The sequence below is a fragment of the Hankyongella ginsenosidimutans genome (assembly GCF_005144965.1).
Classification (GTDB): domain Bacteria; phylum Pseudomonadota; class Alphaproteobacteria; order Sphingomonadales; family Sphingomonadaceae; genus Hankyongella; species Hankyongella ginsenosidimutans.
The window spans coordinates 659,385-682,485 of sequence record NZ_CP039704.1 but is presented as its reverse complement, the minus strand read 5'-3'; the positions used below and the strand labels follow the sequence as shown (position 1 = coordinate 682,485).

Genomic DNA, 23,101 nt, shown 5'->3' with positions numbered 1-23,101 from the left:
AGCGGGTGTAGCTTAATGGTAAAGCTCCAGCCTTCCAAGCTGGCTACGTGGGTTCGATTCCCATCACCCGCTCCACGGTTGCCATACATCGCGGATGAAGTTGTTTGCCTGGTGCTTAATCGAGGCGCGCGAGCCGATAACCAGCAGCCTCCACAAGAGGCGGTTGGGCGCGGCTCCGCAAATGGAGCGTGTTTTAATTGTTCGGCATTTTGGAGCCGAATGAGAAGCGAAGTGAGGGTTTACGTTTCGCAACTCTTTTAGTGAAACGCTAACGTTCCTCGGAGTGAGTTGTGAAAGGCAAAGGCGTCCAAGAAGAATCATTAACAGGCTGGCGCAAATTTCAGCTAACACGAGTGGGAATTTGAAAATCAAAAGGCATTCTAATTTACACTAAAATCGAGGCATGATATCCAATATATATGCCTTTGCCCTGCCACCCCGACAGTTTGCCGCTTTCCGATCTCCGTTGGCGTGAGATTCTCCCACTCGTTGGTCGAGCCAACGCCTCCCTTGCCCGCTATGATGGTATGCTTCAAACGCTGCCGAATTCGGCCATCCTACTTTCGCCCATAACCGCAAACGAAGCGGTTCTCTCTTCAAAAATCGAGGGCACTCAAGCCACGCTGGACGAAGTTCTCGAGGCTGAAGCAGGCCTGATCATTTCCGAAACACGACGGGGAGATATTGAAGAAATCGGCAATTATCGGGCAGCAGTCAGTATTGCCGAGGCCGCTCTGCTACATAGACCTATTACGCTATCACTCATCCGTGAGGTGCATCAGCGGCTCCTGAAAGGAGTACGCGGCCGCGACAAAATGCCAGGAAAGTTCAGAGACGATCAGAATTGGATTGGACGACGCGGAGATCCGATTGAAAAGCGCGCTTCGTGCCTCCGTCCCCTTTGGTGCTCAACTCTGCACTTGAGGAATGGCAGACCTACATCGGTCTCACGACAGAGGACCCTGTTCTGCAAACAGCCGTTGCACACGCCCAGTTTGAGATTCTCCACCCCTTCAAGGATGGCAACGGACGAATAGGTCGCATGTTAATACCGCTCGTTTTGTATCAGCGGCGGGCACTTTCACGCCCGATGTTTTACATGTCAGAATATCTCGAAGCACATAGAGACGATTATTATGATCGATTGCTGGGAATAACCGCGCACAAAGATTGGCATGGCTGGCTTACCTTTTTCCTTCAGGGAATGGTTGAGCAGGCAGAAGCAAATCTTGCTAAAGTGAAAAGCATTCGAGATCTATATGAAGAGACAAAGCGGTCTGTGATCGACCTTACACATTCGCAGTATGCGATGGCAGTCGTCGATGCCTTTTCACGAGACCGATTATTTCTGGAACGACTTTCGCCCAAGTTGCAGGTTTTAACAACCGTGTGACGGCCAACAACATGCTCCGTCTGCTTGAAAGTAATGGAATAATCACAAAAATCCGAGGGGATCTGGACGCACTCCAGCGATTTACGCATTTCCTCGCTTGCTCAACATCGCAGAAGGGAAGGGAGTCTTCAAGGAGGTGGAGCCTCGACTCTTGTAAATCGCAACTGAACCGTCGCTGTGAGCATCTCTGTTAACGATGGATCTTCCTCACCCGTTCCAAATGCTGCCAGCGCCTGATCTGGCTGCTTGCCGGCGCTATTCCTTCACCCCCAGATAAATCTCGCCGCCTGAAGCCCGGAATTCCTCGGCCTTCTGCGCCAGGCCCAAATCGATACTGGGGTCGATGCTGGCAGCGTCGTTCTGGGCGCGGGCGGCGTCGCGGATGTCCTGGCTGATCTTCATCGAGCAGAACTTCGGCCCGCACATCGAGCAGAAATGCGCGACCTTGTGCGCTTCCTTGGGCAGGGTCTCGTCGTGGAAGCTCATCGCCGTGTCCGGGTCGAGGCTCAGGTTGAACTGGTCCTCCCAGCGGAACTCGAAGCGGGCGCGGCTAAGCGCATCGTCGCGCACCTGCGCGGCCGGATGGCCCTTGGCGAGGTCGGCGGCGTGGGCGGCGATCTTGTAGGTGATCACGCCGACCTTCACATCGTCGCGGTTGGGCAGGCCCAGATGTTCCTTGGGCGTGACGTAGCAGAGCATGGCGGTGCCGAACCAGCCGATCATCGCCGCGCCGATGCCGGAGGTGATGTGGTCGTAGCCCGGCGCGATGTCGGTGGTGAGCGGCCCCAGCGTATAGAAGGGCGCCTCGCCACAGACCGCCAGCTGCTTGTCCATGTTCACCTTGATCTTGTGCATCGGCACATGGCCCGGCCCTTCGATCATCACCTGGCAATCCTTCGCCCAGGCGACCTTGGTCAGCTCGCCCAGGGTCTCGAGCTCGGCGAACTGCGCGGCGTCGTTGGCGTCGGCAATCGAGCCGGGGCGCAGGCCGTCGCCGAGACTGAACGACACATCATAGGCGCGGCAGATATCGCAGATTTCCTCGAACGCCTCGTAGAGGAAGTTCTCCTTGTGGTGCGCCAGGCACCATTTGGCGAGGATCGAGCCGCCCCGGCTGACGATGCCGGTGGTGCGGCTGGCGGTCAGCGGCACATAGGCCAGGCGCACGCCGGCATGGATGGTGAAATAGTCCACGCCCTGCTCGCACTGTTCGATCAGGGTGTCGCGGAATACCTCCCAGGTCAGGTCCTCGGCGATGCCGCCGACCTTCTCCAGCGCCTGGTAGATCGGCACGGTGCCGATCGGAACCGGGCTGTTGCGCACGATCCAGTCGCGGATGTTGTGGATGTTGCGCCCGGTGGAGAGGTCCATCACGGTATCCGCACCCCAGCGGATCGACCAGACCATCTTGTCGACTTCCTCGGCCACCGAGGACGTGACTGCCGAATTGCCGATGTTGGCGTTGATCTTCACCAGGAAATTGCGGCCGATGATCATCGGCTCGGTCTCCGGGTGGTTGATGTTGGCCGGGATGATGGCGCGGCCGCGCGCCACCTCGTCGCGCACGAATTCGGGGTGATGAAGTCCGGGATGGCGGCACCAAAGCTCTCGCCGTCCCGCTTCATCGCGTCGCGCACCTGCGCGCGCCCCAGGTTCTCGCGCACCGCGATGAACTCCATCTCCGGCGTCACGATGCCGGCGCGCGCATAGGCAAGCTGGGTGACCGCGCGGCCGGCTTTGGCGCGCAGCGGCGCATGGCGCACCGGGAACTCCGGCACCAGGAACTGGCCCTCGGCGAACCCATTGTCCTCCGGCTTCACGTGCCGGCCATCATAGGCCTCCACGTCGCCGCGCGCCGCGATCCATCCGCTGCGCAGGCGCGGCAGGCCGGCGTTGATGTCGATGGCGACTGCGGGGTCCGTGTACGGGCCGGAGGTATCGTAGACGCGCACCGGCGGCTCGTTGGCGCTCGGGTGCAGGGCGATCTCGCGCATCGGCACCGCGTGCGGGCCGACGTGAATCTTGCGCGACCCGCGGATCGGCCCGGCGGTTACGGTCAGGTGTTTCATGTCGAGCGGCTTGTTCATGGCGGCGTCTCCGGCGTTGGCCGGGCGATGCAGGGAAGCCGGAAGACGAGCGGCCCCAGCATGCGGGGCGCGGTTGCGTCCATCCCTTCGCCGGCATGACCCGGATCAGGTTCGAAGGGTCTGCCGCAGGCGCTGGTTGCGGCGTCTCAGCGCCGCGAGCCCGGCGCACCCCTTGGATCAAGCATTACAGTCCCGCAAACGCGCCGCTGGGTCAAGGGAAGACGTGGCTGGGTCGTGCCTCCAGTGAAAAGTCGATCAGCCTGGCGAGAACCGCTCATTTGATAAACGTTCTCAATTGCGGTATTGCAGGCGCATCGACAGGAGCAAGACCATGCTGCGCGAAATCCTCAAAGTCTCAGGCGCTGTGCCGCTCCACCTGCTGATCGGGATCGGCGTGGCGCTGGCGGTCACTGGCTCCTGGCAGATGGCCGGCGCGATTGCGATCATCGAGCCGGTCGTCGCGGCGGTCGTACTCTGGGGTACGAGAAGCTGTGGCACCAGCCGATGCCGCACGCCCATGGTCTGCGCGCCGCTGCCCCGATGGCTGCGACGTGGGACGATATCTGCGGCGGCGCACGCTGTTAACGCCAGCCGGGTCGCTACATTGCCCGCGCGCTGAGCAGGAAGCGATCAACCTTTTCCTGCAGGTCTGTTGCTTTGTCACTGAGCGACTGCGAACGCAAAAGCACGGTTCCTGAAGATTGCCCCACCAACTCGGCAGCTCCCTGAAAGCCGTTGAGATTGCTGGATACTTCACGCGTCGTGGCGGTCTGTTCTTCAATTGCGCCAGCGATGGAGCTGTTGACCTCGCTGACCGTGGTGATGACCCTGCTGATCTCCTGGATCGCCTGCGCAGTCGCCGTGCTGGAGGCTTGTATATCCTTGATATGCTGAGCGATATCTGCAGTCGCCTTGGTCGTCTGGTTCGCCAGCGCTTTCACTTCCGCGGCGACCACAGCGAAGCCTCGGCCGGCCTCTCCGGCGCGCGCCGCCTCGATGGTGGCGTTGAGCGCGAGCAGGTTTGTCTGGCTGGCGATCTGGGCAATCAACTGCGTGACGCTTCCCACTTTTCGGAAACGGACAGCAAATTACCCACCTGCTCTTCGGAGCGGCTTGTCAGTTGAACGGCTAGGTCGACCACATTGGTTGCCTCGCTCAATTGACGTGAAATTTCGGTAATCGACATGGCCAGTTCTTCAGAGGCTGCCGCAAGTGCGCTCGACTGCTGATTGGTTTGCTGAGCGGAGGCGGCAAGCGACTGGGCTGTGTTTTCCATATCGTGCGCGGAGCCGGCGACGTCGCTGACGAGCGCTTTGACGTCGGCTTCGAATTCATCGGCCAGCCGGGTGTTCGCGGCCTTGCGCGCCGTGATGTCGATCGCGAACTTCACAACGCCAATCACGTTGCCCCTGGCGTCGCGGAGCGGATTGTAGGACGCCTCGATCCAGACGACTTTTCCACCCTTGCCGATCCGTTCGAACTGTGCAGCGAAACTTTCACCCCTGCCCAGTCGTGTCCAGAAATTGCGGTATTCTGCTGACCGGGCATAATCTGGGCGAACGAACAGGGAATGATGCTGTCCGGCAAGTTCAGCTTCAGTGTAGCCCAAAACAGCAAGAAAATTGTCGTTGGCCCTCAGGATCGCGCCCTCAAGCGAGAATTCTATGACGGCCTGCGCATGATCGATAGCCGCAAGCACCGAGGCGCTGTGCGCGCGCCTTTCTCGCGCTCCGTGACATCGGCGGCGGTCATAACGATACGCTCAACTGTCCCGTTATCATCAAGCAGCGAATAGTAATTCGCATCAATCCAGATTTCCTCGCCTGATTTGCTCAGGCAGCGAAACCGCCCAGATTTCGAATGGCCCCGCGCAAGTTCAGCCCAGAACGCACCATACTCCGGCTCCGATGCTTCCTGAGAATCAACCAGGAGACGGTGATGCTGACCCGCCACCTCGTCATTTCTGTAGCCGAACAATTCAAGAAAGGTGCCATTGGCGGCAAGAAAATATCCTTCCCGGTCAAATTCGACCAGAAGTTGCAATGCCTCCATTGCCCGTTGTAAGCGTGTCGTCATGCCATCAACCATAAGTCTACTCCCCGAGATGTAAGTTAAGAGTGTGCCCACTGCTTTGTGGGGAGTAACATGTTGTTGTTAATAATTTCTTTAAAAACGTTTGTCTTAATGACTCAAGCATGTTGGTCTGGCATAAATACTTGAGGAAATTGGAAGTTTTTCCTCTATTCGATTAAAGTGGTAGTGGGTCATTTTGAATAAACCGCTCGTGGTGAGCTCGGACAGAACCACGAGCCGCTCAACCCTTCGTCCAGCTCAGGGTGAGCGGCAAAATTTCAAAATGACCCACGACCAGCGCGCTTATTTTCTTGTTTTGTTCCCTTTGGCCTGCTACGCGGCAATCAAGAGGAACGCCGTCATGGAAAACACCGTCGCCCGAGGGGCGCGCCTGTCCTCCATCGATTGCCTGCGCGGCATCATCATGGTGATCATGGCGCTCGACCATGTGCGCGATTTCTTTCATGACGCCGCCACGCGCTTCGATCCGCTCGACCTCGATCTCAGCAATCCGGCGCTGTTCTTCACCCGCTTCGTCACCCACTATTGTGCGCCGGCCTTCGCTTTTCTGGCCGGCTGCGCCGGGCTCAGCCTGAACAGCGGGCGGCGCACCGGGCGCGACCTGCGCGCCTATCTGGCGACGCGCGGCGCCTGGCTGATCTTCCTGGATGCGACACTGGTCACGCTGCTGTGGACCTTCTCGATCCACCCCACGCCTGTCTTCGGGACCCCGGCATGGTCCGTGCTCGGTGTGCTGTGGGCAATCGGTTTCAGCATGATGATGCTGGCGCTGGTCTGCGCCCTGCCACGCGCTGCCATCGCCGCGATCGGATTGGCCATCGTCGCCGGCCACAATCTTTTCGACGCCGTGACGCCGGCGCAGTTCGGCGCGCTGGCACCGCTTTGGACCGCACTGCATGCTGGCGGGCCGGTGAACATGGGCGTCACCACCGTCCTGGTTTTCTACCCGGTGCTGCCATGGATCGGCATCGTGTTCCTCGGGTTCGGCGCCTCGCGCGTGTTTGCCTGGCCGCCGCTGGCGCGGCAGCGGGCGCTGCTGGCGCTCGGTGGCTTGTGCCTCGTGCTGTTCGTGCTGATCCGCGGGCTGAACGTCTACGGCGACACTACGCCCTGGCAGCTGCGCGACCATGGCCTGGGAACCTTCTATTCCTTCCTCAATGTGCAGAAATATCCGCCGTCGCTGGCTTATGCGCTGGTGACCCTGGGGCCGGCGCTGATCCTGCTGGCGCTGCTGGAACACGCGCGTGGCGCCTTCGTGGCGGTCATGGCCGCGATCGGCCGGGTGCCGCTGTTCTATTACCTGCTGCACCTGATGCTCATCCATCTGGTCGCCATGCTGGTCGACTGGGGGCAGGGATCGGCACTGGCAAAGGCCTCCGAGGCCTTCTGGTTGCGCAAGCCCGGCGACGGCCCCGCCTTCAGCCTTGGTGAGACCTATGCCGTGTGGATCGCGATCGTGCTGGCGCTTGCACCCGCCTGCCTGTGGTACGACAGCGTGAAGCGCCGCAGCCGCTCGGCTCTGCTCAGCTATTTGTGACCTTGAGCCTGGTCGTTTCAGATCAGCTCAATCGGAAACGATCATGGTCCAGCCCTGTCAAAGCCGACGGATAGCGCCTATGTCAGGCTAACGTCCGCCACGAGTTGACCCCATGTCTGCTGAAACCGACACCCCGCCCGCGCCCTCGCGCGGCAAGACCTTGCGCTTCTGGCGCGCTTCTGGCCGTACATCTGGGCCAAGGGCTCGCCGGAGCTGCGCTGGCGCATCTTCCTCGCCCTCGCGCTGATGCTTGCCGCCAAGGCCGCGACTCTGGCGACGCCGTTTTTCTGTCGCGCGCCGTCGATACGCTCGGCGCGCAGCCCCGGCCGTCACCGTCGCCATGGCGCTGACCGCCGGCTATGCGGCGATGCGGCTGATGTCGTCCGCGTTCCAGACCGTGCGCGATGCGATCTATGTGCGCGTCGGGCAAAGGGCGGTGCGGGCGCTGGCGCTCGATGTGTTCAAGCACCTGCACCGGCTGAGCCTGCGCTTTCACCTGGAGCGGCGCACCGGCGGCCTGACCAAGGCCATCGAGCGCGGCGCGAAGAGCATCGACGAGATGCTGTATTTCCTGGTGTTCAACATCGCCCCGACCTTCCTGGAGCTGGGGCGATCGCAGTCATATTCGGCGTGAAGTTCGGGCTGGGCACGGTCGCGATCACGCTGGCCTGCGTGGTGGCCTATGTCGCGTTCACCGCGCGTGTCACCGAGTGGCGCGCCGCCTTGCGCAAGCAGGCGGTCGACACGGATACCCGGCCTCGGCGCGCGCAGTCGACAGCCTGCTGAATTACGAGACAGTCAAATATTTCGGCAACGAAGCCCATGAGCATCGTCAATACGATGAAGCGCTGCGCCGTTACGAGGACGCCGCGACCAAATCCGACTCGTCGTTGGCGCTGCTGAATATCGGCCAGGGCGTCGTGACCTCGCTGTGCCTGTTCGGCGCCATGGCGCTGGTGATCCAGGGGTGGGCACGGGCCGGCACAGCGTCGGCGACGTCGTGCTGGTCTCGACGTTCCTGATGCAGTTGTTCCGGCCGCTCGACATCCTCGGCTGGGTATACCGCGAGATCAAGCAGGGTCTAATCGACATGGACTTCCTGTTCACCCTGCTCGACCGGCCGCTGGAAATCGAGGACGCGCCGGGTGCGCCGGACCTCGCGGTGCCCAGCGGCGCCGTGCGGCTGCGCGATGTGGTGTTCGCCTATGAGCCGCGCCGGACCATCCTCCACGGCCTCAGCCTGGAGATCCCGGCCGGGCATACGCTGGCGGTGGTCGGGCATTCGGGCGCCGGCAAATCAACGCTCAGCCGTATCCTCTACCGCTTCTACGACATCCAGTCCGGCAGCGTGACCATCGACGGGCAGGATATCCGCGCGGTCACACAGGAAAGCCTGCGCAAAGTCATCGGGATCGTGCCGCAGGACACGGTGCTGTTCAACGACTCGATCCGCTACAACATCGAGTATGGCCGGCCCGGTGCCAGCACCGCCGAAATCGAGCAAGCTGCCGCCCGGGCGCAGATCCACGATTTCATCCTGAGCCTCCCGGATGGCTATGAAACCGTGGTCGGCGAGCGCGGCCTGAAGCTTTCGGGTGGCGAGAAGCAGCGGGTGGCGATCGCCCGCACTCTGCTGAAGGACCCGCCGATCCTGATTCTCGACGAGGCGACGTCCGCGCTTGATACGCGCACGGAGCGGGAAATCCAGGCGGCGCTCGACGCGGCGATCATCAACCGCACGACGCTCATCATCGCCCACCGGCTGTCGACGGTGGTCAACGCCGACCGCATCATCGTCCTGCACGAGGGGCGGATCATCGAGGAAGGGGCGCACGCGGAACTGCTCGCGCGCAACGGCGTCTATGCCGATATGTGGCGCCAGCAGCAGGAGGCGGCGCTCGGCGAGGCCTTCGCGGCTGCAAATTAGCGTTCACCTTCAATTTCCTTGCCCTTGGTCAAGGTGACGGCTAAGCCCGACAGGCTTTTCCGCTCTTTGTTCTTACGGGTTTTTCGCCATGGCCGACCGGGTTCTGACCGCCCTTTACCCCGAGCACGCCGCGTTCGGCTTTTCGCGTGTGCAGCATCGCTTCGTGTACTTCAGCTACCTGAACAGTATCCTGCGCCCGGACATGACCGTCGTCGATCTGGGCCGGCCGCGACAAGTGGGAACGGATCGAAACCGGCTATCTGCGCACCTTGACCCGCCTCAAGGGCAAGGTCGCGAAGCTGATCGGCGCCGACGTTGACGAAGCGGTGCTGGAAAATCCGGTGGTCGACGAAGCCGTGACCCTGAGGATAGGGGCGTCATATCCGTTCGAGGCGGGCAGCATCGACCTCATCACCTCCTGGGCGACGCTTGAGCATATCGCCAACGCCGAGGAGACGGCGCGCGAGATCGAGCGCATCCTGAAGCCGGGCGGCTGGTTCTGTGCGTGGACTCCGAACAAATGGGGCTATGTCGGCATGGGCGCGCGGCTGATCCCGAACGCGCTGCACCAGAAACTGCTCGGTTTCTTCGCCCCGAAACGGGATGAGGTTGACACCTTCCGACTACCTACCGCATGAACACGATCCGTGACCTGAAGCGCCTGTTCCCGGAGAGCCGGTTCGAACACTTCAGCTACGTCCACAACGGCCCGCCATCCTACCACGCCAACAAGCTGTGGCTGGCCCGTTTCTGGCAGTTCTACGCATGGGCGACCCCGGCCAGCATGGGCCAGGGCCTCCATGTGTTCATCCGCAAGCGATAGCAGGCGGTTGAAAAGTCGCGGAGATACAGCCCCGCTTCGTCATCAACTCAGTTGAGCGTCTCTGATTTTGGCGTTTGCGATGTTGATGAGTTTTCGCATGACGGCGGTAATGGCGACGATTGGTTTTGCCGCTCACCCTGAGCTGGACGAAGGGTTGAGCGGCTCGTGGTTCTGTCCAAGCTCACCACGAGCGATTTATTCAAAATGACCCACTACCCTGCCTCGCGATGACGCGTGGTTCAGCCTAAAGTCATCAGTCTCTAGAGCCTGATCGGTTGAGGTTGAAGCATATGTGCTTCAACCGAGGGCGTGAATCAGGCTCTTATCAACAATTTAGACCATGATTCACGTTTCAGATTGATTCAATCTGAAACGATCAAGGTCTAGGTAAGGGTTTCCGTTTAATCTTTGTTAACGGTGGCGCGCGCACAATAGCAGCATGCCGATTTCCTTCGATTCTGGCGGTCTTTCCGGTTCGCTCCGCACCTACGACACGGGGCGGGTGCAGGCGCGCGCACAGGATCAGGCGCTCGCCGCCGCCAGCCTCAGCGCGGCGAATACCAGCGGCCCGACCCAGCGGGTCAATGCAACGCCCGTCGCCGCGCGGACCCAGGGCGACCGCGAGCAGGCCGCCGATCAGCGCCGGCGTGACCTGGACGGCGCCGTGACCCGCGAAAGCCCGACGGGGCGGCGGCCGAAATTCGTCGCCAAGGGCCAGTCGGTCAATCTGCTGGTTTGAGCTTCTGCCAGCATTTCCTTGTTGGTTAATCCATGCTGCGTCCGCTAAAGGCGCTGGCAGAGTGAATCCCCGGATGATGCCGCCATGGCGCACCGGTGGAGACGCAATTGTTCGACGTAGGAAGCGCATGTCAGTTCTTGTCACCGGCGCCGCCGGCTTCATCGGCTACCACACGGCGGCGCGCCTGCTCGCCCGCGGCGAGACCGTCATCGGCCTCGACAATCTGAACGATTATTACAGCGTGCAGCTAAAGCGGGACCGCATCGCGGACCTAGAGGCGCGCCACCACAACGGCTTCACCTTTCTGCATACGGACTTCGCAGACTTCGAGGCGCTGAAGCAGGCGCTCGCGCCGCACCGGATCACCGGCATCGTTCACCTGGGCGCGCAGGCCGGCGTGCGCTACTCCATCGACAATCCGCACGCCTATGTGCAGTCGAACCTGGTCGGCCACCTGAACGTCATGGAAATCGCCCGTCACGCCGATACGGTCGATCACCTGGTCTATGCCTCCTCTTCCTCGGTCTATGGTGCCAATCCGCTGGGCGATGGCGGCTTCGCGGTCGAGGACCGGGTCGACCAGCCGATCTCGCTTTACGCCGCGACCAAGAAAGCGGACGAGCTGATGAGCGAGACCTACGCCCATCTCTATCGCCTGCCGCAGACCGGCCTGCGCTTCTTCACCGTTTACGGGCCATGGGGTCGCCCGGACATGGCGATGTGGCTGTTCACGAAGGCGATCCTGGCTGGCGCGCCGATCTCGGTGTTCAACAACGGCGACATGCGCCGCGACTTCACCTTCATCGATGATATCGTCACCGGCGTGGTCGCCTGCCTGGACAATCCGCCACCGGACGACGGCCAGACCAAGGCCGGCGGCTCGCTCAGCCCGCACCGGGTGTACAACATCGGCAATCACCGCTCGGAAGAGCTGATGCACATGATCGATGTGCTGGAGCAGACGATCGGCATCAAGGCGATACGCAACCTCCAGCCGATGCAGCCCGGCGACGTGAAGGAAACCTATGCCGACGTCTCGGCGATCAGCCGTGATCTCGGCTTCGCGCCGACCACGCCGATCGAGGCGGGCATCCCGCGTTTCGTCGAATGGTATCGCCGGTATCACGGCGTTTGATAGTTTTTCCCGGCCTCGATGGGGCCTTATTGATCCTCTGGAGTTAGCCTTATGCAGATCGTGATGGTGGGTTCGGGTTACGTCGGTCTGGTGTCCGGCGTCTGCTTCGCCGATTTCGGCCACAAAGTCGTGTGCGTCGACAAGGACGCCGGCAAGATCGAAGCGCTGCGCAAGGGCGAAATTCCGATCTACGAGCGGGTCTCGATGCGCTGGTCGCGCAGAACCTCGAGGCCGGGCGGCTGTCGTTCACCACTGATCTGAAAACGGCGGTGGCGCAGGCCGATGTGGTGTTCATCGCAGTCGGCACGCCGTCGCGGCGCGGCGACGGCCACGCCGACCTCTCCTACGTGTATGGCGCCAGCAAGGAGATCGCGGAAGCCGTGCAGGGCTTCACGGTGGTCGTCACCAAGTCGACCGTTCCTGTCGGCACCGGCGACGAAGTGGAGCGCATCATCCGCGAAACCAACCCGGCCGCGGACGTCGCCGTGGTCTCCAACCCGGAATTCCTGCGCGAGGGTGCGGCGATCAGCGACTTCAAGCGCCCGGACCGCATCGTCGTCGGCATCGAGGACGAGCGCGCCCGCGAAGTGATGAACGATGTCTACCGGCCGCTGTTCCTCAACGCCGCGCCGATGCTGTTCACGGCGCGGCGCACCTCGGAGCTGATCAAGTACGCGGCCAACGCGTTCCTGGCGATGAAGATCACCTTCATCAACGAAGTCGCCGATCTGTGTGAAATGGTGGGCGCGAACGTTCAGGATGTCGCGCGCGGCATCGGGCTGGACAACCGCATCGGGGCCAAGTTCCTGCATGCTGGGCCAGGCTATGGCGGCTCCTGCTTCCCGAAGGATACACTGGCGCTGGTCAAGACCGCGCAGGATTTCGGCACGCCGATCCGCCTTGTGGAAACCACGGTCGCCGTCAACGATCAGCGCAAGCGCGCCATGGCCCGCAAGGTCATCAACGCGTGCGGCGGGAATGTGCGCGGCGAGACCATCGCGGTGCTGGGCCTGACCTTCAAGCCGAACACCGACGACATGCGCGAGGCACCGTCACTGTCCATCATCCAGGCGCTGCAGGACGCCGGCGCAGATGTGCGCGCCTACGATCCTGAAGGGATGGAGAACGCCCGCAAGCTGCTGGACAACGTGCATTACGGTCGCAGCCCTTACGATGTCGCAGAAGGTGCCTCGGCGCTGGTGATCGTCACCGAGTGGGATGCATTCCGGGCGCTCGACTTCGACCGCATCAAGCAGGCGATGAAGCAGCCGATCGTCGTCGATCTGCGCAACGTCTATCGCCGCGAGGAAATGGCGCGCCATGGCTTCCGTTACCTGACGATCGGTCGTCCGCAGGAAGAAATCCTGCCCTGAAGACGGCCGTATGACAGAAGCGTAATCCCGCTGACAGCCAATCCGGATTGATCCGGGAGAATTCTTATTCGCCTTCATCCCCGAGCAGGTGCTCGGTCAGGATTTTGAATTTGGCGATATCGAGCGGCTTGGTGATATAGCCGTTGCACCCGGCATCAAGCGCATTGGTGCGCGCACGGGATGTCGCGTCCGCGGTTACGGCGATGATCGGCGTGTTGCGCCCGCGCGCAAGCTCGCGGATGCGTCTGGCGGCATCATAGCCCGAGAGCCCCGGCAGATTCACGTCAAGATAGATGAGGTCGTAATCCTTGCGCGAAAGCTGCTCTATGCCCTCTTCGGCAGATGCCCTGACGTCGACGCTCCAGCCCCAGAGGAAATTGACAATATCGCTCAGCAGCCGCGCGTTGACCGGCTGATCCTCAATGTAAAGGACAGTGCGCGGTCGTTCTGCCATCGCTACAGCTCCACCGTGAATGTGGTGCCCTTGCCCGGCGTGCTCCTGTAATTGATCCGGCCACCCAGTTGCGCAACCAGATCGCGCACGATCGTCAGGCCGAGCCCGCTTCCAGGCACCACGCTACCCTGCGCCTGCCCCCGTTCGAACCGATTGAAAATCTTGTCGCCCATGCTTTCATCGATCCCGATGCCGTTATCCTGCACCATAATTTTCTTGATGTCCGCATAGACTTCGCTGGTCACCAGAACCTTGCCGCCGGGCCGGTTGTACTTGACGGCGTTGGAGATAAGATTTTCGAATATCGAGCGCAGATGCGCGGGCTGAGCAGTGATGCACACAGCAGGCGTAACGTCGTTGACGATTATCACGTCGAACTCTCGCGCCATGGGATTGAGCACGGAAATCGTCTCCTGAACCAGGACGCGCATATCGACGGGTCTCACCTGAGAGTCGCGAACAATATACTCATCCTCCGCATACGAGAGGATCGTATTGATCTTGTCCAGCAATCGGCTGCTGTTTTCCGAAATGATATCCAGATAGGTCGTCATGGTTTCGCTGACGGCGGCGTTCATCTTCATGAGCTGGGCATAACCCAGAATTGCGTTCAGTGGCGTGCGCAGCTCGTGGCTCATGGTCGAGAGGAACACCGACTTGGCGCGCGCGGACTCCTGCGCTTCATCGAGCGCGCGGATCATGGCCGTGATGTCTGTTCGCACTCCGATATAGCGCTCCAGCTCGCCACCCGGGCTCATCTGTGGGATATAGCTGGCGTCGATCCAGTAATCTTCGCCCGTCTTGGTCTTGTTATGGACGATGCTGCGCCAGATTTCCCCAGCCTGAAGCTTTTCCAGGCGTGCTGGATGTACTCCTCGCTGTGGTGCATGGACATGAGGGTGCGATGCGGCTGATTCAGAAGCTCGTCGCGCGACCATCCGGAGATTTCACAAAGCTTGTCATTCACATAGGTCAATTTGCCTTCATTATCGCTGATGCTGACGATGCAGTGCTGGTCAAGCGCTGCAGATTTGAAGTTCAAATCACGCCAGGCCTTTTGCAATTTCTGGTCAGACTGCAGCCGCTCGAGCTGCGCTTCAATGTTGAGCGCCAGCATACGCAGGATGACAATCTTCTGCGCGCGTTCTTCCGGTTTGAGGGGTTTGGTGTCGATACAGGCAAAATTCCAATGGTCTGGCCGTGCGAGTCAAGCAGCGGCGTGCCGATGTAGGATTCAGCTCCCAAGGTTTTCAGATATTCATCTTCAGGAAATTTCATGCAGACGGCGCTGAAATAACTGCACAAACTTTCCGTATAAACGTTCTCGCAAGGTGAGCCGGCGCGCTTGTAGGATATATTCGGCTGGACTTCGCCATCGCGCAGAAGGATCAGCGTCTTGAAACTGTCGCCCCGCTCCGCCGACAACGTGGACACCAGTATCGTGTCGGCATTCAGTAGTTTTGACGCCCCTAGGGCAATTTCACGTAAATAATCTTCAGAATGACGTCGCGTACTCGGTGATACGAGATCAAGGGCCGCGAAGATTTCTTGCGGTATACTCAAGCAACTCTCCCCGCAACTGGCGCCAATCACTGTGACTTGCTCTGGTGGAGCCATGGCACAAGAAAAACATTTTCAGTTCCAGCATGCGGCGCACTTGATCTGTGTTTAGCATGTAACCCAATGAAGGTAAAGGTTACGGCTTGCTGAACAGAACCAGTCGATTTGGTATTTGTCAGAAGCAGCGGCCGATCGATCATGATGAGATCAGCCCCGCATGATGCTGGGCAGTCTTGCGAGCGCCGCCGCCGCGTCATAGGCTGCTCCCGGGATGGGAGATCGGCATGGCGACGCAACCTGCGGACAGGACTCAGGAACAAGTTGATCCGGATGCGGGCTGGAGCCTGCCGGCCTGGCTGTATCATGACTCGGAATATTTTGCCGTCGAGATGGCGCGGGTCATCCGGCCGGCCTGGCAGGTGGTGTGCCACCTGAACGACATCCCCAAAGCCGGCGACTGGCATACGCTCGACTATCTGGGCGAGAGCGTGCTGGTCGTGCGGGCGAGGATGGCGCGGTGCGCGCGTTCGCCAATGTCTGCCGGCACCGTGCCTCCCGGCTGGTCGACGGCAACAGCGGCTGTGCGAAGAAGCTGGTCTGCCCCTACCACGCCTGGACCTACGATCTGGATGGCCGGCTGACCGGCGTGCCCATGCGCAGCGATTATCCGGGGCTCGAGATGGGGCGTCATGGCCTGGCGCCGTCGAACTGGAGGTCTGGCGCGGATTCATCTTTGTGCGCCTGGAGAATGGCGGCCCATCGGTCGCCGAAATGATGGCGCCTTACGATCATGAAGTCGCACCGTATCGGTTCGAGGACCTGCAAGCCCTTGGCCGCGTGGTGATGCGCCCGCGCGCGGTCAACTGGAAGAACGTCGCCGACAATTATTCGGATGGCCTGCACATTCCCGTCGCGCATCCCGGTCTGACCCGGCTGTTCGGGCGCGGCTATGCGATCGAAGCGAACGACCATGTCGACAAGATGTGGGGCGGGCTGATCGAACGCGAGTCCGTCAACCTCTCCGAGCGGCTGTATCAACGCCTGCTACCGCCGGTCGCGCACCTGCCGCCGGAGCGGCAGCGGCTGTGGACCTATTTCAAGCTCTGGCCGAACGTCGCGTTCGACATCTACCCGGATCAGGTGGATTTCATGCAGTTCCTGCCGGTTTCGCCGACCCAGACGCTGATCCGCGAAATCGCCTATGTGTTGCCGGACGACCGGCGCGAGATGAAGGCTGCGCGCTACCTCAACTGGCGCATCAACCGGCAGGTCAACCGCGAGGATACGGCGCTAATCGCGCGCGTGCAGCAGGGCATGGCGTCCAGCAGCTATACGGTGGGGCCTCTGGGAACCAGCGAAGTCTGCCTGCGCAGCTTCGCGCGCAAGCTGCGCGCCCTCATTCCGGAGGCGCGCCTGCACCATCCGCCGGCGCCCGGCTGGAGCCGGCGACCCGGCATCCACGCACACGCCTGAAAATGAATGTCACCAGGGGACCCTACCTATGCAACGCACCGACGCGCTGATCATCGGCGGCGGCCATAATGGCCTCGTCTGCGCTTTTACCTGGCGCGCGCCGGACTGAAGGTGCGGGTGCTGGAGCGGCGCGCGGTCGTCGGCGGCGCGGCCGTGACCGAGGAGTTTCACCCCGGCTTTCGCAATTCGACCGCGAGCTACACGGTCAGCCTGCTGCGGCCCAAAGTCATCGCGGACATGCGGCTGGCGGACTATGGCTACCGCGTGATCGAGCGGCCGATCTCCAACTTCTTCCCGCATCAGGATGGCGGGTACCTGAAGCTTGGCGGCGGGACGGCGCGCACGCAGGCGGAATTCGCCCGCTTCTCGCCCAAGGACGCCGAGGCTTTTCCCGCCTATTCCGACGCGCTGGAGCGGGTGGCCGAGGTCTTGCGGGATCTTGCGCTGAAAACGCCCCGAACGCCGGCGGCGGCCTGCAGGCGCTGGTCGCTGCAGCGACCCAGGGCGGCGCCTGGCCGGCATGTCGCTGGAAGACCAGCGCGATGTGCTGGACCTGTTCGTCAAGAGCGCGCGCGACTTCCTCGATGCCTGGTACGAGAACGACTATGTGAAAGGCGCATTTGGCTTCGACGCGGTGGTCGGCAACTTTGCCAGCCCGGACGCGCCGGGGTCTGCCTATGTGCTGCTGCACCATGTCTTCGGCGAGGTGAACGGCAAGAAGGCGCCTGGGGCACTGCGTCGGCGGCATGGGGACGATCACGCAGGCCATGAGCAAGGCGTGCCTGGCGGCCGGAGTCGAGATCAGCCTGGAAGCGCCGGTCGAGAAGCTGCTGGTCAGCGGTGGACGCGCCGTCGGCGCGCGGCTGGAAGGCGGCCAGGAGGTCTTTGCGGACATCGTTGCCGCCAATGTCGGCCCGGCGCTGCTCTACCGCCGGCTGGTCGATGCCAGCGATCTGCCCGCGGATTTCCGCCGGCGCATGGACCAGTTCAAATGCGGCTCCGGCACCTTCCGCATGAACGTGGCGCTGAGCGAGCTGCCAGACTTCAGTTGCCTGCCCGGCAAGGACCCGGCCGAGCATCATCAGAGCGGCATCATCATCGCCCCGACGCTCGACTACATGGACCGCGCCTATACCAGTGCGCGTGCCGACGGCTGGTCGGCCGAACCGGTGATCGAGATGAAGATCCCGTCCGTCGTCGACGACAGCCTGGCACCCAAAGGCGCACACGTCGCCAGCCTGTTCTGCCAGCATGTGTGCCCTGAACTTCCGGACGGCCGCTCCTGGGACGAGGAGCGCGAGCGCGTCGCCGACCACATGATCGAGACCGTCAACCGCTATGCCCCAATTTCAAAGCGGCGGTCGTCGGGCGGCTCGCCCTGTCGCCGCTCGATCTGGAGCGGCGGTTCGGGCTGATCGGCGGTGATATCTTCCACGGCCGCATGTCGCTGGATCAATTGTGGGCGGCGCGGCCGCTGCTCGGCTTTGCCGACTATCGCACGCCGATCCGTGGGCTGTACCTGTGCGGGTCCGGCGCGCACCCGGGTGGCGGCGTCACCGGCGCGCCGGGGCATAATGCGGCGCAGGAAATCCTAGCGGACCGCAGTTTCCTTGGCCGGTTGCTGCGCCGGGCCTGATTTCACCATGAACAGGTAGAGCGGCAGTCCGGCAAGCACGAGTGCTGCGCCCCAGCCAACGGCTTCCAGCCCTGCGCCGAACACTGTCCACACGGAATAGACGAACGCCACCAGCACGATGGCCCGGAAGCCAAGCCGGCGACGAGCCGGCCGCCGGCGATCAGCCGGGCGGCGGCCAGCGCCACGCCGACATACATGACCAGCGTGATGGCGGACGAGAGCAGGATCATGAACTCGAACAGCCCGGCCATCGAGCGGCTGTAATTCAGCAGTACCGCCGCAGTCAGCAAGCCACTGGAGACCAGATGAGCAACCACCGGCGCTCCGGTCGGCGAACTGCGGGCCATGGGGATGGCATCACGCCGTCCTTCGCCATGGCATGCGGTACCTCGGCCTGCACCAGGATCCAGCCGTTGAGCGCGCCAAGCGCCGAGATCGCGCCCGCCGCCGCCACCAGCAGCGCCCAGTCGCCGCCGACATAGCGCGCCACAAAATCCGCAAACGGGGCGGCTGACTGCGCGGTCTGGTCTGCGGGCAGCATGAGTACCACTGCTGAGCAGACGAACAGATAGATCGCCCCGGCCAGCGCCGTGCCGATCAGCGTCGCGCGCGGCACTGTGCGCTCGGGGTCGCGCACCTTGTCGGCCGGCACCGTCGCTGTTTCGATGCCGAGCATGGCCCAGAGCGCCAGGATCGCCGCCGTGTTGACCTGGCCGAGGCTCAGGTCTCCGGCATCGAACGGGGCCAGCGGCGACGGGCTTGCCGTGGTCAGGACAACAGCCGCGATCCCGAACACGGCGACCAGGGGCACCAGCTTCAGCACCGTCGTCACCATCTGTACGCCGCCCACCGCGCGCACACCACGCAGGTTGATCGCAGTCAGCAGCCACACGATCGCGACTGCACCCAACGAAGCCATATCGGCCAGACCCGGCACCAGCCGGCTGAGGTAGCTGACGGCGGCGATGGCGATAGCGGCGTTGCCGGTCCACAGCGAGATCCAGTAGGCCCAGGCGACCATGAAGGCGGGTGGTCTCCCGAACGCTTCCCGCGTGAACGCATATGGCCCACCGGCCGACGGAAAGGCGCGTGCCAGCCGGGCGAAGACCGCCGCCATGCACAGCGTGCCGGCGATGGTCACCAGCCAGCCGAGCACCGAATTCCAGCCCAGCGGGGCGAGGCTCGCCGGCAGCAGGAACACGCCGGAGCCGATCATCGAGCCGACGACCAGCGCCAGCGCCATCCAGAAGCCCATGGTCTGCGCCGGCGCCGGGCTTTTGTCGCTCATGCCCAGCCGTAGGCCCGGCGCAGCAGGTTCTGGAAGTGCCAGACTCCAGCCTCCCGCCGCGGCGACAGACGACCAGGCCGATAGACGCCGGATGCCAGCGCCTTCTGCACCTGGAGGCATATGGCGACATCCTCTTGCTGGATCTGGGCCGTGAACGTCAGGTCGGCCTCGACCCGCGCCTGCACGTCGTCCTGGTCGAGGTAATAGAAATCAAAATCGACAGCGCAGCGATCCGGCCCGAGCGGCGTCACGACATTCACCTGCAACCGGCCGGGCATGATGTTGAGCATGAAGTTGGGGTAGACGAAGTAATACAGCGCCTCGCCCGCGCCATAGGCGTCGCCCGCGCCGGAGACCGGGGCATATTGCAGCGAATACCATGGCGCGAGCGTGCTGTTGTACTCGGCGTAGCTGACCACCCGCGCCAGGTCCGGGTGGACGAACGGCAGGTGATAGCCCTCAAGGTAGTTGTCGATGTAGACCTTCCAGTTGCAGGCGATCTCGTCGCGCCAGTGCCGGCGATGGGCCATCGGCGCAAGCTGGGTCGGGGCCATGCGCGCCTCGATCCCGTCCAGAATCTCCTCGAGCGGCGGCGCATCCGCGCCGAGGCAGACGAAGACGAACCCCTGCCACACGCCGACCCGCACCGGCTCGAGCGCCAGCTCTGCCGCTGTAAAGCCCTCGGCATCGTCCATCTCGGCGGCGACCTTCAGCCGGCCGTCGAGTCCGTAGAGCCAGCCATGATATCTGCAGCGCAGCGCACGTGCGCCCTTGCCGTCGCAGGCGGCCAGTGGTCCGGCGCGGTGCCGGCAGACGTTGTGGAATGCCTGCACCGAACCGTTCGGCTGGCGCACGACCAGCACCGGCACGCCCGCAATCTCGCGCGCCAGATGGTCGCCCGGGCCGGCGATCTCGGCAGCCGATCCGACCAGTTGCCAGGACTGGCGGAACACGCGCGCCTGTTCGATCGCCGCCCAGTCCGGGTGGACATAGGGTTCGACGACAAGCGCGCGCGCTTGCGTGAGCGGCAGGGCGGGGTCAGCAGAGGCCGCGTGTCCGCCCGCCCTGACGGTCATCAGAACTTCTGCCCGAACCGGAACCCGAACATGCGCGGGCGGGTCGGGATGATGTTCACCCGGCCGCCGCACACCTGCTCGGCGCACTGGGTAAAGCGGTTGAGTTCGGCGCGCTCGTCGAAGGCGTTGTCCAGGAAGAATTCGGCGGTCAGGTTGTCGCGCTTGAAGCCGAGCGAGAAATTCACGAGGTCATAGGTGCCCTGCGGGCGGACAATATCCGCCTCGACCCGGCGAAGGTCCGACTTGCTGGAGCTTTGGTGGGTATAGTTGAGCTGCAGGAACGGCTCCGTCTCGCCCCAGTTGAACTCATAACGCAAGGTCGCGTTGCCCTTGAAGCGTGGCACTTCGGGCAGGCGCGCGCCGCTCACCGCCAGCTCGGCACCGGGGCAGTTGGTCTCGGCGCCCCATCCGGGCGCGTGAAGCCGCAGTAGTTTTCCGTCAGGACCGAGTCGGTGAACGCCATACCCCCGCGAACGTCAGGCCGGGCGCAAGGGTCGCCTGCCAATCGGTCTCGAACCCGCGAATGCGGGCGTTGCCGGCATTGGTGATGACGGTCAGGCCGTTTTGGCCAAGGAACGGAAACTGGAAGTCCTTCCAATTCGACCAGTAGAAAGCGCCGTTCCAGCGCACGCGGCGGTCCAGCCAACTGGTCTTGAACCCGACTTCGTAGTTGACGAGGAAGTCGGCGTCATAGGGTACGCCACCGCGCCGGTTGATGCCGCCGGGGCGGAACCCGCGCGACCAGGTGAAATACACCAGCTTGTCGGGGTCGAGCTTGTACGTGGCGTTGATCTTCTGAGTGACGTTGACCTCGTTCTGGGAGCTGTCGATGTTGGTGCAGGGCGAATTGGGTACGGAAGGCGGCCGCAGCGAGCCATCCGGCAACCGGCAGGCTGCCACACCCGTCCCGCCGCTGAAACCTTCCCGAAACCGAAGAAACCGCGCAGGAGTTGTTGTAATAGAAGACCCGAACCCCGCCGGTCAGGGTGAGGTTATCGAGCAGATCGTAGCTGAGTTCGCCGAAGGCGGCATAATCCCGGTCGATCCGCCTTTGCTGCGTCAGCCAGAGCGTATCATCAAAGCCGGGGACCTCGATTGCATCGGCGAGATCGTCGACGACATATTCCTGGGTGATGTCATCGACCTGGCGCTGGTAGAACAGGCCACCGACAAAGCGGAACCGCTCCGCCGACGGTGAGCTGATCCGCAGTTCCTGGCTCAGCTTGGTGAACCGCTCCCGGCCACGTATGCTCTGCGATGGATCGATGATCTCACCGTCATTGTTGTAAAGTGTATAGCCAGCCAGCGAATCGTAAAAATACGAGTAATCCGAATAATCCGCGCGCGATTGCGCATCGCGCTGGAAGAAGGAGCCGGCGTAGGTCAGGTCGAATGCGCCGATTTTGCCCTCGATCGTCAAGGCTGCCTGATAGAAACGGTCCCGTGCACGCTCCGGCGCATAGTGGGATATGTTCAGATCGCCGTCATCGGCTGAATAGGCGAAAAACCCGTGCTGCAGCTGCTGCTGCGCGAGCAGAGAAGGCGTCACCGTCCAGTTGTCATTGAGGTCGATCTTCAGCGCGACCCGCCCGCCGTAGGTCACGACATCGTTGTAATCATCCTCGGCGAACTCGGCATTGTTTTGCTGAATGGGCACATTGGTCTGCCCATTATCGATCGCCGCCTGTGTCGAGGACGGGAACACCCGAGTCGTCTCGACATTGTCGATGTAGCCGCCGTCGCGCTTGTACCAGCCGACGAGACGGATTGCCGTGCGGTCGTTGATCGGCTGGTTGTAGTAACCCTGCACCGAGCCGCCGACGCCACCGCCGTCGATCTTGTTAAGTTCCAGGTCATAGCCGCCCTCGACCTTGTCGAGTTTCGGCTTGTTGGTGATGATGCGGATGGTGCCGGACTGCGAACTGGCGCCGAACAGCGTCCCCTGGGGACCGGCTAGCGCTTCGACCCGCTCGATGTCATAGAAATTGACGTCGACCGGCCCGAGGATGGTGGTGATCGGCTGCTCGTCGAGATAGACACCGACGCTTGGCAGCGAGGCGGAGTGGTTGCCGTCGCCGCCGCTGGAGACGCCGCGGATGTAGATAGTCGTCGCCCCCGGCGCCGAGGTGTCGTAGGAGACGCTGGGCAACAGGCGGGCGACATCCTGGAAGTCCGTGACGCCCTGCTTCTTCAAGGCCTCGGTGTTGAACGCCTGAATGCTGATCGGCACGTCCTGCAGGCGCTCGGCGCGCCGCGTCGCCGTCACCACGATTTCCTCAAGCAGCATTTCATCCGCCGCCTGCTGCGCATGAGCGGCGGTTGTGGCGAGCGCCGTGCTGGAGAGCAGGAGGACAGCTCCAGCCGACACCATACAAGTGTCGTGGAATCGAAGTTCGCTCCACCACGATATCGGGCGATCAAGCGAACTTCGATTCTGAAAACGACACGAGAAATAATATCTTGCTCGTGTCCTTTTCGAATCTGAAATCCAACCATGCCTGATATT

The 23,101-nt window shown here is 62.2% G+C and carries 19 protein-coding genes, 1 tRNA gene, 6 pseudogenes and 1 riboswitch; of the genes and pseudogenes, 13 read left to right on the top strand and 13 right to left on the bottom strand.

What is annotated here, in order from left to right; translation table 11 throughout:
• Position 1: 1 nt before the first annotated feature.
• From E6W36_RS03920 to E6W36_RS17720, 3 genes and pseudogenes are all read left to right on the top strand, one after another.
• Positions 2-75, top strand: a tRNA-Gly gene (locus E6W36_RS03920).
• 344 nt (positions 76-419) lie between these two features.
• A pseudogene (locus E6W36_RS22950) lies at positions 420-707 on the top strand (Fic/DOC family N-terminal domain-containing protein); the annotation flags it as partial.
• Between the two features lie 179 nt (positions 708-886).
• Positions 887-1,393, top strand: a complete 507-nt coding sequence (locus tag E6W36_RS17720) for a Fic family protein (RefSeq protein ID WP_281277438.1) — start codon at positions 887-889, stop codon at positions 1,391-1,393.
• 255 nt (positions 1,394-1,648) lie between these two features.
• On the opposite strand, the pseudogene thiC reads toward E6W36_RS17720, so the two are convergent.
• A pseudogene (gene thiC, locus E6W36_RS03910) lies at positions 1,649-3,480 on the bottom strand (phosphomethylpyrimidine synthase ThiC).
• Positions 3,481-3,545: 65 nt separating this feature from the next.
• A riboswitch (TPP riboswitch) is annotated at positions 3,546-3,663 on the bottom strand.
• Between the two features lie 148 nt (positions 3,664-3,811).
• Between thiC and E6W36_RS03905 the strand changes: the two are divergent.
• Complete coding sequence (locus E6W36_RS03905; RefSeq protein ID WP_222873813.1) at positions 3,812-4,099, top strand: DUF2061 domain-containing protein; 288 nt, start codon at positions 3,812-3,814, stop codon at positions 4,097-4,099.
• Here E6W36_RS03905 and E6W36_RS03900 read toward each other — a convergent pair.
• Genes E6W36_RS03900 through E6W36_RS03890 form a run of 3 tightly spaced genes read right to left on the bottom strand, consistent with a single transcriptional unit; the run spans position 4,080 to position 5,568 of the window.
• A complete protein-coding gene (locus tag E6W36_RS03900; RefSeq protein ID WP_425459679.1) occupies positions 4,080-4,529 on the bottom strand; it encodes a methyl-accepting chemotaxis protein in 450 nt (149 codons plus the stop codon). The genes E6W36_RS03905 and E6W36_RS03900 overlap by 20 nt on opposite strands.
• Entirely contained in the window at positions 4,526-5,179 is a 654-nt protein-coding gene (locus E6W36_RS03895) for a PAS domain-containing protein (protein ID WP_222873812.1), read from the bottom strand. Before E6W36_RS03895 ends, E6W36_RS03900 begins: the two co-directional genes overlap by 4 nt.
• Positions 5,143-5,568: a PAS domain-containing protein gene (locus E6W36_RS03890; RefSeq protein WP_222873811.1), complete on the bottom strand. Its 426-nt coding sequence runs from the start codon at positions 5,566-5,568 to the stop codon at positions 5,143-5,145. Before E6W36_RS03890 ends, E6W36_RS03895 begins: the two co-directional genes overlap by 37 nt.
• A 346-nt stretch (positions 5,569-5,914) precedes the next feature.
• Between E6W36_RS03890 and E6W36_RS03885 the strand changes: the two genes are divergently transcribed.
• From E6W36_RS03885 to E6W36_RS03855, 7 genes and pseudogenes are all read left to right on the top strand, one after another.
• Positions 5,915-7,111 carry an acetyltransferase domain-containing protein gene (locus E6W36_RS03885; RefSeq protein ID WP_222873810.1) on the top strand — a complete coding sequence of 399 codons (1,197 nt, stop codon included), beginning with the start codon at positions 5,915-5,917 and terminating at the stop codon, positions 7,109-7,111.
• 168 nt (positions 7,112-7,279) lie between these two features.
• Positions 7,280-9,038: pseudogene (locus E6W36_RS22945) on the top strand (ABCB family ABC transporter ATP-binding protein/permease).
• A gap of 269 nt (positions 9,039-9,307) precedes the next feature.
• Positions 9,308-9,676, top strand: a complete 369-nt coding sequence (locus tag E6W36_RS03875; RefSeq protein WP_222873809.1) for a class I SAM-dependent methyltransferase — start codon at positions 9,308-9,310, stop codon at positions 9,674-9,676.
• Positions 9,673-9,861 carry a hypothetical protein gene (locus E6W36_RS03870; protein WP_222873808.1) on the top strand — a complete coding sequence of 63 codons (189 nt, stop codon included), beginning with the start codon at positions 9,673-9,675 and terminating at the stop codon, positions 9,859-9,861. Before E6W36_RS03875 ends, E6W36_RS03870 begins: the two co-directional genes overlap by 4 nt.
• Positions 9,862-10,300: 439 nt before the next feature.
• Positions 10,301-10,600: a hypothetical protein gene (locus tag E6W36_RS03865; protein ID WP_222873807.1), complete on the top strand. Its 300-nt coding sequence runs from the start codon at positions 10,301-10,303 to the stop codon at positions 10,598-10,600.
• Positions 10,601-10,727: 127 nt separating this feature from the next.
• A complete protein-coding gene (locus E6W36_RS03860) occupies positions 10,728-11,735 on the top strand; it encodes a GDP-mannose 4,6-dehydratase (RefSeq protein ID WP_222873806.1) in 1,008 nt (335 codons plus the stop codon).
• A gap of 51 nt (positions 11,736-11,786) precedes the next feature.
• Positions 11,787-13,108 (top strand): annotated as a pseudogene (locus E6W36_RS03855) (UDP-glucose dehydrogenase family protein).
• Between the two features lie 64 nt (positions 13,109-13,172).
• Here E6W36_RS03855 and E6W36_RS03850 read toward each other — a convergent pair.
• Genes E6W36_RS03850 through E6W36_RS22940 form a run of 3 tightly spaced genes read right to left on the bottom strand, consistent with a single transcriptional unit; the run spans position 13,173 to position 14,679 of the window.
• Positions 13,173-13,562 (bottom strand): response regulator, encoded by a 390-nt coding sequence (locus E6W36_RS03850; RefSeq protein ID WP_222873805.1) that lies wholly within the window; start codon positions 13,560-13,562, stop codon positions 13,173-13,175.
• 2 nt (positions 13,563-13,564) lie between these two features.
• Positions 13,565-14,263 (bottom strand): sensor histidine kinase, encoded by a 699-nt coding sequence (locus E6W36_RS03845; RefSeq protein ID WP_222873804.1) that lies wholly within the window; start codon positions 14,261-14,263, stop codon positions 13,565-13,567.
• A 53-nt stretch (positions 14,264-14,316) separates the two neighbouring features.
• A complete protein-coding gene (locus E6W36_RS22940; protein WP_222873803.1) occupies positions 14,317-14,679 on the bottom strand; it encodes a PAS domain S-box protein in 363 nt (120 codons plus the stop codon).
• A 727-nt stretch (positions 14,680-15,406) separates the two neighbouring features.
• Between E6W36_RS22940 and E6W36_RS03835 the strand changes: the two are divergent.
• Both E6W36_RS03835 and E6W36_RS03830 read left to right on the top strand, forming a co-directional pair.
• A pseudogene (locus E6W36_RS03835) lies at positions 15,407-16,595 on the top strand (aromatic ring-hydroxylating oxygenase subunit alpha).
• Between the two features lie 28 nt (positions 16,596-16,623).
• A pseudogene (locus E6W36_RS03830) lies at positions 16,624-18,231 on the top strand (phytoene desaturase family protein).
• A 2-nt stretch (positions 18,232-18,233) separates the two neighbouring features.
• On the opposite strand, the gene E6W36_RS17710 reads toward E6W36_RS03830, so the two are convergent.
• The 6 genes from E6W36_RS17710 to E6W36_RS03805 form a co-directional block, all read right to left on the bottom strand.
• Complete coding sequence (locus tag E6W36_RS17710) at positions 18,234-18,521, bottom strand: hypothetical protein (RefSeq protein ID WP_246048101.1); 288 nt, start codon at positions 18,519-18,521, stop codon at positions 18,234-18,236.
• Complete coding sequence (locus tag E6W36_RS03825; protein ID WP_246048100.1) at positions 18,515-19,519, bottom strand: APC family permease; 1,005 nt, start codon at positions 19,517-19,519, stop codon at positions 18,515-18,517. The genes E6W36_RS17710 and E6W36_RS03825 overlap by 7 nt, the downstream gene beginning before the upstream one ends.
• On the bottom strand, positions 19,516-20,595 hold the full coding sequence (locus E6W36_RS03820) for an aromatic ring-hydroxylating oxygenase subunit alpha (RefSeq protein ID WP_222873802.1): 1,080 nt from the start codon (positions 20,593-20,595) through the stop codon (positions 19,516-19,518). Before E6W36_RS03820 ends, E6W36_RS03825 begins: the two co-directional genes overlap by 4 nt.
• The gene (locus E6W36_RS20280; protein ID WP_222873801.1) at positions 20,595-20,963 is read right to left on the bottom strand and encodes a TonB-dependent receptor domain-containing protein; all 369 of its coding nucleotides are present in this window, start codon (positions 20,961-20,963) and stop codon (positions 20,595-20,597) included. Before E6W36_RS20280 ends, E6W36_RS03820 begins: the two co-directional genes overlap by 1 nt.
• Positions 20,964-21,033: 70 nt before the next feature.
• Complete coding sequence (locus E6W36_RS20275) at positions 21,034-21,387, bottom strand: TonB-dependent receptor domain-containing protein (protein WP_281277598.1); 354 nt, start codon at positions 21,385-21,387, stop codon at positions 21,034-21,036.
• Positions 21,284-22,966 carry a TonB-dependent receptor gene (locus tag E6W36_RS03805; protein ID WP_222873799.1) on the bottom strand — a complete coding sequence of 561 codons (1,683 nt, stop codon included), beginning with the start codon at positions 22,964-22,966 and terminating at the stop codon, positions 21,284-21,286. Before E6W36_RS03805 ends, E6W36_RS20275 begins: the two co-directional genes overlap by 104 nt.
• Positions 22,967-23,101: the final 135 nt, after the last annotated feature.

Coding starts and splice junctions, on each gene's coding strand:
- E6W36_RS03820 (WP_222873802.1), bottom strand. CDS start 20,595: ATGACCGTCAGGGCGGGCGGACACGCGGCCTCTGCTGACCCCGCCCTG.
- E6W36_RS03825 (WP_246048100.1), bottom strand. CDS start 19,519: ATGAGCGACAAAAGCCCGGCGCCGGCGCAGACCATGGGCTTCTGGATG.
- E6W36_RS03905 (WP_222873813.1), top strand. CDS start 3,812: ATGCTGCGCGAAATCCTCAAAGTCTCAGGCGCTGTGCCGCTCCACCTG.
- E6W36_RS03850 (WP_222873805.1), bottom strand. CDS start 13,562: ATGGCAGAACGACCGCGCACTGTCCTTTACATTGAGGATCAGCCGGTC.
- E6W36_RS03885 (WP_222873810.1), top strand. CDS start 5,915: ATGGAAAACACCGTCGCCCGAGGGGCGCGCCTGTCCTCCATCGATTGC.
- E6W36_RS03860 (WP_222873806.1), top strand. CDS start 10,728: ATGTCAGTTCTTGTCACCGGCGCCGCCGGCTTCATCGGCTACCACACG.
- E6W36_RS22940 (WP_222873803.1), bottom strand. CDS start 14,679: ATGCTGGCGCTCAACATTGAAGCGCAGCTCGAGCGGCTGCAGTCTGAC.
- E6W36_RS03870 (WP_222873808.1), top strand. CDS start 9,673: ATGAACACGATCCGTGACCTGAAGCGCCTGTTCCCGGAGAGCCGGTTC.
- E6W36_RS03865 (WP_222873807.1), top strand. CDS start 10,301: ATGCCGATTTCCTTCGATTCTGGCGGTCTTTCCGGTTCGCTCCGCACC.
- E6W36_RS03845 (WP_222873804.1), bottom strand. CDS start 14,263: ATGATCCGCGCGCTCGATGAAGCGCAGGAGTCCGCGCGCGCCAAGTCG.
- E6W36_RS03805 (WP_222873799.1), bottom strand. CDS start 22,966: ATGGTGTCGGCTGGAGCTGTCCTCCTGCTCTCCAGCACGGCGCTCGCC.
- E6W36_RS03890 (WP_222873811.1), bottom strand. CDS start 5,568: ATGGTTGATGGCATGACGACACGCTTACAACGGGCAATGGAGGCATTG.